At 69.1% G+C, this 16322-nt stretch carries 17 protein-coding genes and 1 tRNA gene; 7 read left to right on the plus strand and 11 right to left on the minus strand.

Annotated features, from left to right (window positions below; translation table 11 throughout):
• Window positions 1–8 precede the first annotated feature (8 nt).
• Entirely contained in the window at window positions 9–2762 is a 2754-nt protein-coding gene (locus OEB96_RS41680; protein WP_266222520.1) for a hypothetical protein, read from the plus strand.
• A 35-nt stretch (window positions 2763–2797) separates the two neighbouring features.
• On the opposite strand, the gene OEB96_RS41685 is transcribed toward OEB96_RS41680, so the two are convergent.
• Window positions 2798–3226: an FKBP-type peptidyl-prolyl cis-trans isomerase gene (locus OEB96_RS41685; protein ID WP_266222521.1), complete on the minus strand. Its 429-nt coding sequence runs from the start codon at window positions 3224–3226 to the stop codon at window positions 2798–2800.
• 103 nt (window positions 3227–3329) lie between these two features.
• Window positions 3330–3584 carry an addiction module protein gene (locus OEB96_RS46775; protein WP_407674740.1) on the minus strand — a complete coding sequence of 85 codons (255 nt, stop codon included), beginning with the start codon at window positions 3582–3584 and terminating at the stop codon, window positions 3330–3332.
• Between the two features lie 142 nt (window positions 3585–3726).
• On the opposite strand from OEB96_RS46775, the gene OEB96_RS41690 reads away from it, so the two are divergent.
• Window positions 3727–3960 (plus strand): addiction module protein, encoded by a 234-nt coding sequence (locus OEB96_RS41690; protein WP_266222522.1) that lies wholly within the window; start codon window positions 3727–3729, stop codon window positions 3958–3960.
• A gap of 207 nt (window positions 3961–4167) precedes the next feature.
• Here OEB96_RS41690 and OEB96_RS41695 read toward each other — a convergent pair whose 3' ends face one another.
• On the minus strand, window positions 4168–4383 hold the full coding sequence (locus OEB96_RS41695) for a hypothetical protein (RefSeq protein ID WP_266222523.1): 216 nt from the start codon (window positions 4381–4383) through the stop codon (window positions 4168–4170).
• A gap of 85 nt (window positions 4384–4468) precedes the next feature.
• Window positions 4469–4541: transfer RNA gene (locus tag OEB96_RS41700), tRNA-Phe, on the minus strand.
• Between the two features lie 144 nt (window positions 4542–4685).
• Between OEB96_RS41700 and OEB96_RS41705 the strand changes: the two genes are divergently transcribed.
• A complete protein-coding gene (locus OEB96_RS41705) occupies window positions 4686–5195 on the plus strand; it encodes a GNAT family N-acetyltransferase (protein ID WP_266222524.1) in 510 nt (169 codons plus the stop codon).
• A 20-nt stretch (window positions 5196–5215) separates the two neighbouring features.
• Here OEB96_RS41705 and OEB96_RS41710 read toward each other — a convergent pair whose 3' ends face one another.
• From OEB96_RS41710 to OEB96_RS41720, 3 genes are read right to left on the minus strand one after another with little or no spacing between them, the layout of a single operon-like run.
• Entirely contained in the window at window positions 5216–6313 is a 1098-nt protein-coding gene (locus OEB96_RS41710; RefSeq protein ID WP_266222525.1) for a sensor histidine kinase, read from the minus strand.
• A gap of 12 nt (window positions 6314–6325) precedes the next feature.
• Window positions 6326–7006 carry a roadblock/LC7 domain-containing protein gene (locus OEB96_RS41715; RefSeq protein WP_266222526.1) on the minus strand — a complete coding sequence of 227 codons (681 nt, stop codon included), beginning with the start codon at window positions 7004–7006 and terminating at the stop codon, window positions 6326–6328.
• 17 nt (window positions 7007–7023) lie between these two features.
• On the minus strand, window positions 7024–8610 hold the full coding sequence (locus OEB96_RS41720) for a response regulator (RefSeq protein WP_266222527.1): 1587 nt from the start codon (window positions 8608–8610) through the stop codon (window positions 7024–7026).
• Between the two features lie 521 nt (window positions 8611–9131).
• Here OEB96_RS41720 and OEB96_RS41725 point away from each other — a divergent pair.
• Window positions 9132–9401 (plus strand): helix-turn-helix domain-containing protein, encoded by a 270-nt coding sequence (locus OEB96_RS41725; RefSeq protein ID WP_266222528.1) that lies wholly within the window; start codon window positions 9132–9134, stop codon window positions 9399–9401.
• A 162-nt stretch (window positions 9402–9563) separates the two neighbouring features.
• Here OEB96_RS41725 and OEB96_RS41730 read toward each other — a convergent pair whose 3' ends face one another.
• A complete protein-coding gene (locus OEB96_RS41730; RefSeq protein ID WP_266222529.1) occupies window positions 9564–9809 on the minus strand; it encodes a hypothetical protein in 246 nt (81 codons plus the stop codon).
• 180 nt (window positions 9810–9989) lie between these two features.
• Between OEB96_RS41730 and epsC the strand changes: the two genes are divergently transcribed.
• Window positions 9990–10916: a serine O-acetyltransferase EpsC gene (gene epsC, locus OEB96_RS41735; protein WP_266222530.1), complete on the plus strand. Its 927-nt coding sequence runs from the start codon at window positions 9990–9992 to the stop codon at window positions 10914–10916.
• Between the two features lie 187 nt (window positions 10917–11103).
• Here the strand turns inward: epsC and OEB96_RS41740 are convergent, their stop codons facing one another.
• Window positions 11104–12000, minus strand: a complete 897-nt coding sequence (locus tag OEB96_RS41740; protein ID WP_266222531.1) for a 3'-5' exonuclease — start codon at window positions 11998–12000, stop codon at window positions 11104–11106.
• A gap of 269 nt (window positions 12001–12269) precedes the next feature.
• Here OEB96_RS41740 and OEB96_RS41745 point away from each other — a divergent pair, with 269 nt between their 5' ends.
• On the plus strand, window positions 12270–13382 hold the full coding sequence (locus OEB96_RS41745; RefSeq protein WP_266222533.1) for a choice-of-anchor L domain-containing protein: 1113 nt from the start codon (window positions 12270–12272) through the stop codon (window positions 13380–13382).
• A gap of 68 nt (window positions 13383–13450) precedes the next feature.
• Here OEB96_RS41745 and OEB96_RS41750 read toward each other — a convergent pair whose 3' ends face one another.
• A complete protein-coding gene (locus OEB96_RS41750) occupies window positions 13451–14272 on the minus strand; it encodes a patatin-like phospholipase family protein (RefSeq protein ID WP_266222535.1) in 822 nt (273 codons plus the stop codon).
• Entirely contained in the window at window positions 14269–14802 is a 534-nt protein-coding gene (locus OEB96_RS41755) for a hypothetical protein (RefSeq protein ID WP_266222536.1), read from the minus strand. The genes OEB96_RS41750 and OEB96_RS41755 overlap by 4 nt, the downstream gene beginning before the upstream one ends.
• 207 nt (window positions 14803–15009) lie before the next feature.
• Between OEB96_RS41755 and OEB96_RS41760 the strand changes: the two genes are divergently transcribed.
• Window positions 15010–16212 carry a cytochrome-c peroxidase gene (locus OEB96_RS41760; RefSeq protein WP_266222537.1) on the plus strand — a complete coding sequence of 401 codons (1203 nt, stop codon included), beginning with the start codon at window positions 15010–15012 and terminating at the stop codon, window positions 16210–16212.
• The last annotated feature ends 110 nt before the right edge of the window (window positions 16213–16322 follow it).

Below are 16322 nucleotides of genomic sequence, written 5' to 3' on the forward strand. Positions count from 1 at the left end.
GATGGCTCGTGACTGGATCGATCGTCGCGGCCTGCGGCGATTCGGGGCAGGCCACGCCCGAGATCGGGCCCGATCCCGAGCTCCAGCCGGAGCCGGAGCCGGAACCGGAGCCGGAGCCGGTCGAGCTGGCCGACACACGGTACGATCCACGGCCCCAGGAACCGACGATCCTGCGGGACGTGGCGATGATCGACGACGAGGTGCAGTGGACGCATCCGTTCGTCCCCGGTCATCGCACCACGATGGACGGGCGAGTTGCGATTCGGGTCCAGGGAGGCTCCGATGAGGTCTCGCGGCTGAACACGAACCTCTCGTTCTTCCTGTTCGTGCCCGAGCGCATCGACGAGCCGATCGTGTCCGGGCCTCGCGGGGCTCGAATCCTCGCCGAGCCCGAGCCGTTCGACGTCCGGTTCCCGCCCGCGCTCGGCCCCGACGTGTTCCGCCTGGGTCACCACGCGATCTGTGATCCCACCCAGGAATTCGAGGAGGTGGGCGAGAGGACCAACCCGTACACGTGCGGAGCCAACGGGCGGAGCGACTGCTACGACCTGGTGATCATCAGCTCGACCAGCCCGGGCTTCGGTGCCCAGCTGTGGGGCACCCCGGTCACGGTGGAGGTGGAGCAGCCCAAGACCCGCGATGCACGGCTCGTCGACGTCGTGCTCGGTGAGCCGGTGAAGGGCGCCTACCTACCGTTGACCTCGGAGTGGACCGAGCCAGCGGTGACGGTCGACGGACGCCTGCTGACGGGACGATTGGGCCGAGTGTCACGCGAGTGGACCCACCCCGAGACCGGGCAGAAATTCATCCGCCCCTACGACCTGGCGTACTCGGTGCTGCCCTCCGAGGCCGAGCCGTGCGACGTGACCGGCTGGACCGCATTCCACCCGCTGTCGCACGCGCCCTTCGACCCGCAGATGGTGGGCACCTACGGCCTGGCGGCGTACCCGTTTCGCGATACCGAGGGCAACCCGATCCCCGACGGCGAGGACATGGGCGGCACCTACCCGTGGGTGGATCGCGAGGGCGCGAACGTGTTCATGGCCGGGGTCCATGGGCGGATCGCGGAGCAATCGGAGGAGGCATTTCCACGCCGCTGCGTGCACGATGGCTGCGAGCAGCTGACCGAGAACATCGACTTCGATCGCGGCTACATGGTCGCGGGCCTCTGGACCCACGGCAAGCTGGTGCACCTCGACGGGCTCATCAACTCCATCGACTGGGCGGTGGGAGTCACGCCCCAGGCACACTGGATGGTGGACCTCTACGTCGATGCGGCGGGGACGACCGTACCCGTGCGCTTCGGATCGGGTCGCTTCATCGAGCAGTTCCGCGACGTGGGACCGTACCCGCCCGGCTACACCCACAACGCCAACATCCTCGACTCGCTGCAGAACCTGCCCAACTGGAGGCCGCAGGCTCGCACGGTCACGCCCCGCGACGTGGTGTGGGTGATGAGCACGGGAGTGGCCACCGACGAGGTCGCGTTCGACGAGCTGCTCGATCCGGCTGCGATCATCGTGTCGAACATGCAGGCCTCGATCACTCAGCTGTACGACGGCAGCGGTAGGTCCATGGCCATCCCCCACCAGCACAACGGCCAGGTGCGCGTCCTGACCGGGGCGGGGCTGCTGACCACGTACGAGCTGCAGCCGAACGAGGTGGACGAGATCCACCTGCAAAACGGCGCGACATCACTGCGCTACGAGGTCCCGGCCTACGGACGGGTGGAGGCGGGCACCGCCCGCGTGGAGCCGGTGGCGCTGGGCGGGGTCGAAGGGCGAGGGTTGTGGCTGTCGGGTGACGCCGCGATCCACTACGAGCTCGCCTCGCAACCCGAGCTCGAGGTGGCGGACCTGACCATCGGGATCTTCGTCGACGACCGCGCGGCCCCCGACGAGGCGCGGGAGCTCCTGCGCTTCTCGGACGACACTGGGATCGTGCTGCGGGGCGACACGGTGATCTACGTTCGAGGCCACGACGTGGTGCACGAGGTGTCGCTGCCCCCTTCGGACGGGTGGATGCACCTGGGCTGGCAGATCGACGATGGCCACCGCAGCGTCACGCTGCGGCACGACGGCTTCGCGCTCGATCGCTTCGAGACCGATCCACCGATCTTCGCACTCGGCGAGGGAGACCTGGTGGTAGGGCGGCAGGACTCACCGTGGACTGGATTCCGAGGGTGGGTCGACGACTTCGTCGTGCTCGCGCACACCGTCAATGAAGAGGTGGCGTGCAATCATGCGCGGGGCACGTTGGTGGAAGTGGGCGATACGGCCGAGGCGACGCTGCGGGCCAACGCCGAGCAGTACCCGGCCTGGGCGCACGCCGAGGTGGCGGAAGCGGCCGGGGTCTCGGGCTCGCGCTTCGCCTGCATCCACGACTACACGGCAGACCATGCGGTGCGGCTGGACGACCTGCCCCGTGGCACCGTGTCACTGCGCGAGGCGATCAATTTCCCCGAGGGACCGCTGCGATTCGGAGTGCCCCGGCCGGACTCCTCGGGCAACTCGTTCTGCCTGGGATGCCACACCTCCGAGGGACGCGGGGGGCTCGGCCTCGATGCGTTGGTGGCCGATCCGTCCGTGCCGGCCGAACACGACCGCCGACGGCAGCCGAGCCAGCCGCCGCGTCGCGTGTTCGGGAACATCCCACCGGGCTGGATCCCACCCGGGTCGGGCCCCGGCAGCCCCGACGAGGCCACCCAGGCACCTCCCGAAGGATTGCTCGTGGATGAGTGGCTCCTGCCGGGCGCTCCGTAGCTGGCGATTGCGATGAGCCTTCGCCCCGGCGCCAGTCACTTGATCTCCAGCAACTCCACGTCGAACACCAGCATCCCCTGCGGCCGCCCTGCTTGCCCCTTGTAGGCGAGGGACTCGGGGATCCACAGTCGCCGCTGCTCACCCACCATCATCAGCTGCAGGCCCTCGGTCCAGCCGGGGATCACTTGATCGAGCCGAAATGTCGAGGGGCTGCCGCGGCGCACCGAGCTGTCGAACAGCTCGCCGTCGGTGGTCCAACCCGAGTAGTGGACGGTGACGGTGCTCGTGCGCGAGGGATGCTCGGTGCCGGTGCTCGGTCGCAGCACACGATGGGCCAAGCCCGACGGTGTGATCTCCGCGTCGGAGGGCGGCGCAGCCACGTCGGTGGGGGTCGGCGGCGTCGGCCCCGTGGTGCACGCGGCAGCGGAGAGGACGAGCGCGAGGACGAGGCGAGGCCCGAACATGACCGGACTCTACTGCATCCCCGCCAGCGCCGCGCAGGCGCACTCGGGAAGCCGCCTCCATGGTCTGCCCAACGCTCGCGATTCACGTGAGGCAATGCCCAGCTCACCCGTCGAAGACCTCTTGCCACGGACGACCGCGGCTGCCCTCTTCGTCGAGCCTTCGAACGCGGCACTCGATCTCGGCGGCCCAGGCGGCCTCGACGTCCTCGTCCGGCTCACCATCGAGGCTCGCGAGACTTGCTCGCTCACGTGTCGATCGTAGCTGGGATCGATCTGGTGAACAGACCGCGGCAGGCGCCTCCCGAACGTGGGCCCTGGGCCTTCCGAGGCCAGTACACCTACTTGGAGCGAGGCCCATCCGGATGACGAGGCCAATGATCTAGGATCTCACTCCGAGGGTGTCTTCCTACCCATCGCGCATCGACCCCTGGCGCACCGCGCGACACCGAGTGCTCGCCAGCGCTGGCCCCTGGCAGTGCACCGAGATACGCTGTCCCCCCATGACATCGGCAGCTCGAGATCTCCTCGAAGAGGCGAAGAAGCTCCCCCACGACGAGCGGCAGGAGCTCGCTCAGGTGCTCCTCGAGACCCTCGAGACCGAGCCGACGTCGCTGTCGCCCGAGTGGACGGCCGAGGTCTCCAGCCGCATCGCCCAGCTCGAGCGCGGGGAGGTCGAGGCCGTCCCCTGGACCGAGGTGGAGGCGCGGATCCGTCGGACACTCGGCCAGGGCTGATGCTCCTGCCCTGCCGCGTAGCGGCGCCCCGCCCCGGCGCTGGGCTTCCCCGCGCGGTACGACGTGCGGAAGTTCGTGGTCAACCGTTATCGGTACGTGGTGATCACCGCGCTCGTGGAGGAGCAGCGGACGGTGATCGCGGTGGCGCACACCAGCCGAGCGCCGGGCTGCTGGCGTGACCGGCTGATTTGACCGAAGCGTGAGCCCCTACAAGGGGACCACTCCGACGCGCACGTTTGCATGCGCTGCTCTCCCGTCCTCGTCGTATTGGCCCAGGTACTCAATGCTCTTGCTCTCGAGAAGCAGCGAGACGAAGTGCTCGACTCTCTCTACTCTCGCCTGGCGAACCCCACCCGGGGTAGCCTGCGTCTCGGGGTCCATCGAAACGATCGTGTAGCTGTACTGGAACTTCGGATCAGACACCTGCGTGCTCCCTCGCGTCGCCCGGTGGTTGCCCGGTGGTTCCCGTCCCCAAACGCAAAGCGCCGCTTTCGCGGCGCTAGCTGGGTGCCCAGGGGCGGAGTCGAACCACCGACACGCGGATTTTCAGTCCGCTGCTCTACCAACTGAGCTACCTGGGCAGGAGTCTCGGGTAGGGAGCGCGTTTCCTACTCCACTCCCCCACCGGCCGTCAAGCACCCCTTGGCGCCCTCCACAGCCCCTTTCCGGCCCCGCCCGGCCCCTCCAACCCGCGCCCTGCCTCCCCGGCGTACTCTCCCCTCCCCATGCTGCGCGACGTCGCCGAAGACGACCTCCCCATCTTCTTCGAGCACCAGCGCGACCCGATCGCGACGCGCATGGCGGCGTTCCCTTCGCGCTCGCGCGAGGCGTTCATGGCTCACTGGCACGACGAGGTGCTCGCCAACCCGACGGGCGAGGTCAAGACGATCGTGATCGACGACGAGGTCGTCGGCAACGTGCTGAGCTGGCAGCAACACGACGCACGCCTGGTCGGCTACTGGCTCGGTCGCGAGCACTGGGGCCGGGGCATCGCCACGCGCGCCCTCACCGAATTCCTGAACGAGCACGAGACCACGCGCCCCCTCCACGCCTGGGTGGCCCGGGACAACGTGGCCTCGCTTCGCGTGCTCGACAAGTGCGGATTCCATCCGGATCCCGCAACGCCACCCCACACGAACGACGATGGCATCGTCGAGCTGCTCATGGTGCTCGAGCGCCCCGCGAGCGGGGTGCCGGTCGCCAACGATCGCGACGGCCCCCCCCAAGACGCGTGATCGCCCCGCCCCGTCCCCGCCTACTCCTCGCTCCCATCCTCGGGCGGCGGCAGCCTCATCACGAAGGTGGTCCCCCGGTCCACCTCGCTGTGCAGCCGAATCGTCCCCCCGAGCTGCTGCATCAGCCGCCGCACCACCGCCAACCCCAACCCCGTGCCCTTGGGATCCCTGGTGTAGAACGCGTCGAAGATCTTCTTGCGCAGCTCGGCCGGAATCCCGATCCCGTTGTCGCTCACCGCCACCTCGAGCCACGGCTCCCCGTGCTCGTCGCCGTGGTGCGACATCCGGATCTCCACCAACCCCTCGCTCCCGCCCCCGCGCAGCACCACCGCTCGCCACGCATTGCGCACGAGGTTGACCACCACCTGTCGTAGCGAGTCGGCGTCCACCACCCAGTGCGGCTCGGCCTTCAGCGAAGGCGCCACGTGCAGGCGCAGCGGCACGCGAATGCCCTCCACCCGCGGCAGGACGTTGCGCAGATCGGTCAGCGCCTCCTCGATCTCGCGCACCACGTCGACGCGGCGGGGGTTCGGATCGCGCTCGCGCCCGAACGCCAGCAGATCCTCCACGAGGCGACCGATGCGGCCGGTCTCGGCCAGGATCCTCTCCACCACCCGCATCAGCTCGCCGTCGGTCTGAATGGTGTTCTCCTCGCGCAGCACCTGCGTGAGCGAGGAGATCGCGAACACCGGGTTGCGGATCTCGTGGGCCACCGACGAGATCACCTTGCCCATGTCGATGAGCCGACGACGATGCTCGTCCTCGCGCTCGCGCGCGCGCTGATCGGTGATGTCGGCGAACGACACCACCATCGCGCCGTCCAGGAGCGGCCGACTCGAGAACCCGATGATCCGCGCGGGCTCTCCCACGACCACCGGCGGCACCACGATCTCGGCCTTGTGCGCCGCCCGACGCATGGCATCGAGCGGAGCCCGGATCTCCTGCAAGAGCCGCCCCGCCAGCGGCGGCGGCTCGGACTCGTCGCTCCCGGTCAGGATGCGACGTGCCGTGCGATTGGCGTGCACCACCTTGCCGTCACGGTCGACCACCAACACACCACCGGGCAGGTCGGAGATGACCGCATCGACGAGGGTCCGCTCACCATCGAGGCTGGCCACGTCCCGCCCCACTCATCGCCCCGCGGGTACGTTGCGGATCGTGTTCTGCACGACCTCCATGAACTCACCGCGCGCCGTGGGCGAGTCGTTGAGCGTCAGCCCCAGCCCGTCGACCAGGAGCGGAAGCGTGTAGGGCGACGGATTGCAGCACAGCAGCCACTCGCGCAACTGCTCGCGCATCAGCTCGCCCGCCTCTTCACGCGACTTGCCGGCCCGCCCCACGTAGATCGCGTACTGGTGGGCGATGCGATCGAGCACGGGGCCGAGCTCGCCCTTCATGATGCGACCGATCTCGTCCTCGACCTCGTCGCCCTCGGGCGCCACGTCGTCGTCGTCGTCGTTGCCCTGTGCGTCGAGCAGCTCGCGGATCTCACCCAGGTGCGCGTTGAGGAGGTTGCGAACCGCGGACACGGCCGAGTCGCGCTCGAGCAGCACCACCACGGTGGCGTCGTCGCGCAGCGGCACCACCATCATGCGCGCCGCCCCGAAATTGATGAGCAGCTCCTGCAGCGGCACGCCGACGGTGGCCGAGGCCACGGTCATGCGCCGCACGGTCTTGGCCACGTCGTTGGCGGTGACCTCGGGCAAGCTGTTCTTGCCCTTGCCAGACAACGCCCCGTCGGCGGTGGCAATGATCGCCCCGCGCACTCCCTGGACCACGCCGAGCTCCTCGAGCAACCGGAGCAGCTGCACTCGTGCGTCCTGGACCGTCACTCGACCCCCATGACTGCGTCGCGGACCCCCTCGGGATCGGTACCCGGCTCGACCGACAGCACGGCCGACGCGGCGCCCATGCTGACCATGACCATCTGCTGGCCGGCGACCGAGCGCGCAACCACGCCGTCGAAGACGTTGTAGCCCAACGTCCGCGCGAGCCGAGCGGCGCCTCGCATGTAGAAGCCGGCCAGGGTGACCAACGAGCTGTTGTTGCGCATGTCCTCGGCCAAGATCTTGCCCGTGCTCGAGATGATGGCGACTCCGTTGATCCCGTCGAACTGCCAGAACTGCTCGAGCATCACCGCGCGCATGTCGGGATCCTCGAACATCGCGGCGGAGCTCATGATCCCGCCGCCGCTGGGGACCACGGGCGCCTCCTCCACGTCGGTCAGCCCCTCGAGCACCGCATGGTCGTCGGCGCTCATCAGGCCGTCGCTCGTCGCGGCCGCAGCCGCAGCCGCAGCCGAGGGCTGCTTGGGCTTGGGCTTGGGCTTGGGCACGCCCCTCGCCGGGGCCGGCGTGGGCCGGGGTGGTGGCGCAGCGCGGGTCTCGGCGACCTCCACCTCGGGCTCGGCGAACGGATCGACCAGGTCGTCGTCGTCGACCACCGGCAGACCCGCCGGGGAGCCGGAATGAAACGTCAGGTCGCGACCGGACTCGGCCGCCGCAGGCTCGGACGGAGCCGTGTCGAACTCGAGGATGTAGTCGAGCTCGGCCGCGAGATCCGGGTCGTGCCCGGGCGACGGCTCCTCGGGCTCGGCCGCAAACGGATCGACTCCGAGCTCCGGCTCCGGCTCCTCGAACACATCGTCGGGGACCTCGGGGACGTCCCCGGGATCCTCGGCTGCGAGCTCTTCGGCCACGTCGCCGAACGAGGTCTCGTCGTCGTGCTCGTCGGGCTCGGGGTCCTCGCCGAGGATCCCCTCGTCCGAGCGCCGCGCCGCCTCCATGAGCAAGTGCGTGCTCGAGCGCACCACCGTCTGCATCGGCGCCTCGCGGTTGAAGACCTCCTTGAAGGTGCCTCGGTTGACACCGAGCAGCTTGTAGAAGGCCATCTCGCCGCGATACTGGTCGTACTCCACGTGCACGATGTCGCCGTGCTCGAACCAGATGAGGCCCTTGCCGGTGGGCGTGGTGACCTCGACCAGCTTGTCGCGCCCCGACAGCGCGATCATCTGCACGTAGTCGAACAGCTCGACCTCGATCGCGTTGCCGTAGAAGCCCTTGCGCGGGCCGAACTCCTCGAGCGTCTCCACCAGCACGTCGAGATCGATCGGCTTCTCGACGATCCGCAGCCGACCCGTGGGCTGATAGATCTTGCGAAACTCGGGCGTGACGAAGGCCGAGATGACGATGATCTTGGTCGAGGGCGAGTAACTGCCGAGCCACTGCAGCAGCTGCGTGCCGTTGCCCCCGGGCATGCGCAGGTCACACAACACGACGTCGTACGGCTCGTTGCGAAGCCGATCGATCGCATGTCGAACCGTGCTCGCGGATCCGGTCTCCATCCCGGCCTTGCGCAAGCGCCGCTCGATCGCAAAGCGCAGGTTGACCTCGTCGTCGACGATCAGCACCCGCATGGGATGGCGCGAAGATGCTCGACCCGATTCCGCCACGGCGTGGCCCGCATGGTACTCAGTACGGCCCGTTGGACCGAAGAAAACGCCCGTCCTGATCTTGGCCCGGGCGCACGCAAGGTTCGCGCGCTCGTCGCCCGAGGCCGCGCCCGCCACTCGTCGCCGCGGACCCACGCGAGATCCAGCGGTGACGTCACGACTCGGTCTCGCTCACCGCCCTTCGCGCAACGGCTCGATGGCGCCCACTTGGCATTGTGAATACACCATCACAATGGAATGGCGAGCTTGGCAACCACGACCGAGCAAAGTCGTACCAGCGACGTCCGCTTTTATCGGGATTCCCCGCAGCGGCTTTGTGGATCCGCGCGGCCACTGCCTATCAAAACTAATGATGAGCCTGGCAAACGGAGTCGAAGGCGCCGTTGACTGCTCGTATGCGCAGTGAGAAAACGGATCTGCAGACCGTCCCAGCAGACCTGTTTCATGGCTTTCCCACCAGCTCGCTATCGCCTAAGCTGGGACCCATGCCGATTCTCCTGGAAGACCTGAACCTCCGCAAAGCCGAGCGGTTGCTGTGCCAGCAGGCCCTGACGCGCGCCGGAAGCATCGTGGAGGCTGCCCAGCTCCTGGGCATCACACGTCACGCCCTCAAGCGGCGGATGATCAAGCACCGGATCGACTGGCCGGCCGCGAACCAGTCGAGCGCCTCCCTCAGTGGTGTCCCCACGCCTCGCGACCATCGGCCTCCGACGTCGCCGGAGCGCGTGGCTCCGCGAAGCAACCCTCCCGAGTGAGGGATGATCGGGTCGGGAGAACCCGGGGATCGGCGCTAAGGGCTTCCCTTATACAGGATCGCGCCGCCCGTCTTCGCCCGACCCAAACGAGCCGATCGAGATCTACTGGGCGCCGAAGCACTCCTTCGGCGCCCTTTGTCGTCCTGGAGCGGCGGCGATCGTCTACTCGTCCTCGAGCTCGCGGTGCGTCGCATCCTCGACGGCGTCGAGCAGGTCACCGATCCAGCGGTGCTCCTGGGGCGAGACCCATGGCAGCTCGGCGTGGCTGCGCCGCAGCAGCTGCAGCGCGCTTCCCCAGCCGGCGATGAAGGCGGCCAGCGACGCGGGCGACAGGCCTTCGCTTCGCTCGAGCAGGTGCTCGCGAACGAGACGGCGCAACGCGGGCGACGAGGACTTGGAGGACGGCAAGGTAACCTGGTGCAGGAGCGTGGCGTCAGGGCGCCGAGGATGCGCCCGACCGCTCTCCATCGTATCCCGAGCCACCGTGCCGCCCAACAAAGCGGCCCCTCCTCGGGCGTCGGCGCCCCGTCACGGACGCCGGTGGCCGCGTTGCGCTCGTTCGATCCGCGTTATGTTCCGTTCGCCTCCATGACCGCCCCTCCCGATCAGCAGACGCTCGCCCACGCGATCGACGGCATCATGGCGTCGTACGCCGAGCACGGGAACATCAACCACCTCGACGGGCAGAACCTGCCGTCGCGCGCCGAGGTCGAGCAGCTGCTCGACGACCTGGTGGCGATCCTCTTCCCCGGCTACTTCGTCAAGGACCAGCTCGACGAGCTGACGGCCCGCTACTTCGTGGGGGAGCGGTGCGCCCGGGCGCTGCGGGGCCTCGAGCGCAGCATCGCGCGAGCGCTGTGCGAGGAGCCGGGCGGAAGCGACGAGCGGCCGTGCTCGGAGGAGGACATCAACCTTCGCGCCCACCAGCTCGCGATCGACCTGATCCAGTCGATCCCCAGCATCCGGGCCATGCTCGACACCGACGTGCAGGCCGCGCTCGCGGGCGATCCGGCGGCCCGGTCCGCGGCGGAGGTGATCCTGAGCTACCCCGGCGTGCAGGCGATCGCCGTGCACCGCGTGGCCCACCAGCTCTACCGCCTGGGGGTCCCGCTCATCCCCCGCATGATGTCCGAGCTGGTCCACAGCCGCACGGGCATCGACCTGCACCCGGGCGCCCGCATCGGCCTCAGCTTCTTCATCGATCACGGCACCGGGGTCGTGGTCGGCGAGACCACCGTGATCGGCGAGCACGTCAAGCTCTACCAGGGGGTAACCCTGGGCGCGCTGTCGGTGGCTCCCGACGCCAAGCCCCAGGAGCAGCGTCACCCCACGCTCGAGGACGACGTCACGATCTACGCGGGTGCCACGATCCTGGGTGGCACCACGGTCATCGGGCGTGGCTCGACCATCGGCGGCAACGTGTGGCTCACCCGCAGCGTCCCCCCCGGGACCACGGTGGTGCTCGACAATCCGTCGCTGCGGTTCATCAACCATGCCCCCCGCGACCTGCCGTGACCAAACCAGCCCCTCGCTCGCCCCCCAGGGGGCGGCACGCCCCCCGCGACCTGCCGTGACCAAACCAGCCCCTCGCTCGCCCCCCAGGGGGCGGCACGCCTCCCGCGACCTGCCGTGACCAAACCAGCACCTCGCTCGCCCCCAGGGGGCGGCGCGCCCCCCGACCTGCCGTAGCCGACTTCGTGGCTCAGCCCGCGCGGCGGCGGCTGGTGGCGCGGCGGCGGATCCGGCCCTGGAGTGCGTCGCGCACGATGCCCTTGGCGTCCTCGTCGAAGCTGCCCTCGAGGAACCACCGCAGGTACTTGCGCTCGATGGGATCGGAGGCGATGACGCGCAGGCTCTTGCCCCGCATGCGCCCGAAGTTGAACACCGGCTCGTTGTCTCGCCACATGAAGCGCCGCTGCCCGTCGCAGTAGGCGTCGTTGTGCGCGCTGGACTCGTCGTCGAGCGCGTCGACGTCGAGCGGCAGATCGGGATAGCGCTCGAGCTGCCCGGCGAACACCTCGAGCGCGGCGATCGTGTCGGCCTCGGCTCCGTGCGCGTCGACGAGCTCCCGCCCGCAGTAGAAGCGCAGCGCCGCGGCGAGGTTGCGCGGCTCTCGCTGGTGATAGATGACCTGAGCGTCGATCACCCGGCTGGCGGACAGGTCGAGCGACGAGCCCGCGCGCGCCAGCTCGGCCGCGAGGATGCGGACGTCGAAGCGCCCGACGCTGAAGCCCGCGAGGTCGGCCCCCTCGAACACCTCCACCAGCTCGGGCACCAGCGAGGCGAAGGTGGGGGAGGCCATGAGATCTTCGTTGACGATGCCGTGGATCTCGCTGGCCTCGGTGGGGATGCGGACCTCGGGGTTGATGCGCCAGGTCCGGGGAGGCAGCAGGCCGACGGGCGGGGGCTCCACTCGCACGACCGACAGCTCGACGATCCGGTCGGACATCGGATCGGTGCCGGTGGCCTCGATGTCGAAGAACACGACGGGACGGGTCAACGAGCTCATGAAGGCAGCAAAGCGATCACCGAGCCGAGCGAGGAGCGCGGCGGTGACGTCCGAGCCGTTCTCGGCGCGGGGCGGCGTTTCGTTCGACATGAGGGGCGGGTTATACCGAACGCGGGCCGACCATAGGGGACGAGTTGCGGACGAGCAGGACCCGACCCGACACGCTCTCCCCGACACGTTCCTTCAGGACGAGTCCCGATACGGAGATTTCTCGCGCTGGTGCGGCCGCCCCGCAGCTCTGACCGCAGGCCGTCCCCACGAGCGCCGAGAACGGCGGCGACCCGCGCCGCCGCCGGCAACGCCCCCGAAGGGCCTCGCAACCCTATGAACGACCCCGCGCCCCTGCTAGCGTGGGCATCATGCGTGAATTGGCCCTTGCGTGCTCGTCTCTGCTGACGCTCGGTGTGCTCGCCTCGGGCTGCACCGACGACTCGTCCTCGGACGAAGCCACGACGGTTCCGTTCACCACGGGGATCACCACGCTGCCCCTCACGTCGACGGGGAGCGAAGACGACCCGGGCGACGACACGCTCGGCAAGCTCGACGTGGTGATGGGCACGGGCGATACCATGCCCTGCGCCGAGGGAGGCGACTGCGGCGAGTGCGTCCCCTCGACGCACACGCCCTGCGACCAGGGAGCCAACAGCATGATCTCTGCGCTGGGCCTGAACTGCCCCGGCGATGCGCAGGTCGAGGTGACGACCTTCGGCAGCCCGGCCGCGATGGCGGTGCGCACGGGCTTTGGCGCCACGGGCGAGTGGGACCCGCGCGAGGGCTCGGCGTTCGCGGTGCTGGGCAGCGGGTTCGTGACCGACCTCGACCTCCCGACGCCGCCCGGCGACCTCGACATCGACCCCACGCACTGCAACGACGACCTCGGGCTCGAGTACGACATGGGCACCACCCTGCCCGCGCCCATTCAGGTCTACGACGTAAGTGGCGATTGCGCGACGAACCCGGCGCTGCTCGGCACCGGCGACTGCTCCAACACGATCGAGGGGCAGTTCAACCAAGGTGGCTCGGCCAACGACTACACCGAGATCCGCATCGTGGCCGACGTGCCCGTGACCAACAACTCGATCAACTACGACTTTGCGTTCTTCTCGACCGAGTACCCTTGGTACTACAACAGCGCCTTCAACGACATGTACATCGGCTGGCTCGAGTCGGAGAGCTGGACCGGCAACATCTCGTTCGACAACATGGGCAACCCGATCTCGCTCAACGCGGGCTTCCTCGACTTCCGCGACGATGGCGGAGGACTGGCAGAATTCCAGGGTACCTGCATGGCACGGCACGCGGGCACCAAGTGGCTGCAGAGCGTGGCTCCGGTGACACCGGGCGAGACGATCACGCTGGTGCTGGCCGTGTTCGACCTGTCGGACTCGATCCTCGACAGCTACGTGTTCCTCGACAACTTCGGCTGGGGCTGCGAGGGCGACAGCACGCCCATGACCAACCCGATCGGGTGATTCGACTCGGGTTCGGCGTCGCGCCACCACGCCGTGCGAGAAGCCCGATCGCGTGGGGGCGAGCCCGATCAGGTCAGCCGCTCGTCGAGCCAGCGCGACAGGTGCTCGCGCGTTCGCTGCAGCGCGGTGGGGCCGTGCTCGAGCCGGAACGGGTTGACGCGGGGGAGGTCGGGGGTGATCACCATCAGCCGCCGCCCCGGCACGTCGGCGGGTGCCGCCCTTCGGCCGGACCGCAGCAAGCGACGGCTCGAGGGCATCAGGTAGTGCATGAGCACGCGCTCGTCGGGCGCGAGCGCCAGCTCGCCCACGGGGTCGGACACGCCACCGTCGACCAGCAGCCTGCCGTCGACCCACACGGGGCGGAACATCAGCGGCACCGCGCACGAGGCCTGGATGGCGAGATCGAGCCGACCGCGGTCCATGGCCAGCGGGCGGCGACCCACCACGTCGTGCACGATGGCCGTGAACGGCACGCGGCACTCGTGGAGGTGCACGACCCCCCCGCGGGCGAGCACTTGCTGGAGCTTGAGGTTGAACTTGCGCCCGCGCAGCAGGCCCCCCAGCGGCAGGCCCGGATCCCAGAACTCCTCGCGACGCAGGGCCGAGAGCTCCTGGGCGAGCACCTCGCCCGAGAGCCCGCCGGCCCATAGGCCCCCCGCCAGTGCACCCGCCGAGCAACCCACGATCCGGCGTGGATGCAGGCCGGCGGCCTCGAGCGCCTGCAGGAATCCGGTGTGGGCGAAGAACCCGAAGAACCCCGCACCCAGCACCAGGGTGAAGGGCTCACGAGCCAGCCACTCGCGGCGGGTGAGGCCACGGGGCCATGCGGCAGCACGGCCCTCGCGAGGTGGAGCGGGGGACTCCGATGAAGATGAATTGGAGGCGCTCACTCGTGGGAGATCCCAGCCGCCTCGGCGGCGAGGTCGAGGGCCTGCGCCAGCTCGTCGTCGTCGTCGGCCAGCTCGAGCATGGCATGGGTGACCAGGCCCGCCGCGGCGTCGCGCGTGCGACCGGGGCGGCGCACGATCCAGCGCTTGCGGGACTGGTACCGACGAGCGTAGGGGGAATCGCCCCGAAGCTCGAGACAGTAGTCGAAGCCGGTCGAGGGATTGCATGGCGACAGGGTCAGCTTCACCTCGACATCGTCCTGAAGGAATCTCACGCTGGCTCGATCCTTGCCCGTGTCCTTCCATTCGAACACTTCGTGTCCGCCGCGAAGGAGCGAGCCCTGGTAGAAGGCTCCCAGGTAGCCCTCGCCCTTGTTCTCCGAGCGCATGGTGACGAAGGCGGTCAGCGGGGCCTTGGGACTGGTGGGAACCCCAGACACCCATAGCCTCTCGGTGGGCGTGGCCGCTCCGCCCTTGCAGCCCGCCACGAGCCCGGCGCTCCCCAGCGCCACGCCGATCATCAGTGCCTTCATGCCGCGTCGCATCGTCCGACATCCTGGCAGCGCCGCACCGGCGGAGCAAGCCATCGAGGGCCGCGGCGCCCCGCGGGGAGCGGGCGGGCCGACGACGCCGGGCACCGCAGGATCTGCGAGCAACGGCGTTCGAGGCCAGCGCCCGCCCAAGGGAGGCAATCGCGCCAGGCGTTGCCTCGGGCCGGCTCCAGGTGTAAGGGTGCGGTCATGAAGCAGGGTTCGTTCCAGGGCTCTTCCTCTCGTAGCGCGGGCTCGGTCGGCGCCGCGCTCACAGTTTGCGCCCTGGCCCTCGTCGGCTGCCAGGACCCCAACGCGGGCGGCGCTCGCACGAAGTTCGACGAGCCCCACCACGGAGCGCACGGCGAAGAGGGGCCCCAGCCGCTTCCCCACATCCCGCCGCGTCCGGACTCGGTCTCGGTGGCGGCCGTGCTCTCGAAGGCCAAGCAGCACTTCGCTCCGCTGCCCGAGGCGATGGATGATCCACGTCGCCCGGCGACCGAGGAGCAGATCGCCCTGGGGCGGATGCTCTATAGCGACACCCGGCTGTCCAAGAACCACGACATCGCGTGCGCGACCTGCCACGACCTCGCAGGCTTCGGCGTGGACATCCGCGAACAGGGCGGCGCGCGAGCCAAGACCTCGATGGGCCACAAGGGTCAGATGGGCGACCGCAACGCGCCCACCGTGTACAACGCGGCCTTGCAGGTCGTGCAGTTCTGGGACGGGCGTGCGCGCAATGTCGAAGAGCAGGCCAAGGGCCCGGTGCTGAACCCCGTCGAGATGGCGATGCCCGACGAGGCCGCGGTGCTGGTCGTGCTGCAGTCGATCCCGGGCTACGCGGAGGCGTTCGCGAGCGCGTTCCCGGGCCAGGAGCAGCCGATCACCTACGACAACATGGCGCAGGCGATCGGAGCCTTCGAGCGCCAGCTGGTCACGCCGGCGCCGTTCGATCGGTTCCTGGCCGGCAAGCTCACCGCATTGACCGAGCATCAGGTTCGAGGGCTCGATCTGTTCATCGAGAAGGACTGCAAGCAGTGTCACGACGGCCCCGCCGTGGGCGGTGGCTCGCTCAAGAAGCTCGGCGTCGTCAAGCCGTGGGAGGGCCTGACCGACAAGGGTCGGGCCAAGGAGACCAACCGACCCGAGGACGAGTTCTTCTTCAAGGTGCCGTCGCTGCGCAACGTCGCGCAGACGGGACCCTACCTGCACGATGGCTCGATCGCCTCGCTCGACGAGATGGTGCAGAAGATGGCGCAGCACCAGCTCGGCAAGGGTGATCTGACCGAGGACGAGCTGTCGGCGATGGTCGACTTCCTCGGGAGCCTGACCGGAGAGCCGCCGGCGGAGTACGTGGGCAAGCCGGAGCTGCCCGCGAGCGGGCCGGACACGCCCGCACCCGATCCCACGTGATGCGTGGGTGATTGCAGGTTGGGCGTCGATACGAAAGAGCCGCGCGGGATTGCCCACGCGGCTCTTTCGCATGGAGGTGGACGGTTGTGTCCCAGCGAGGGGGCAGGCAT

This window comes from Paraliomyxa miuraensis (assembly GCF_026337845.1).
Classification (GTDB): domain Bacteria; phylum Myxococcota_A; class Polyangia; order Nannocystales; family Nannocystaceae; genus Paraliomyxa; species Paraliomyxa miuraensis.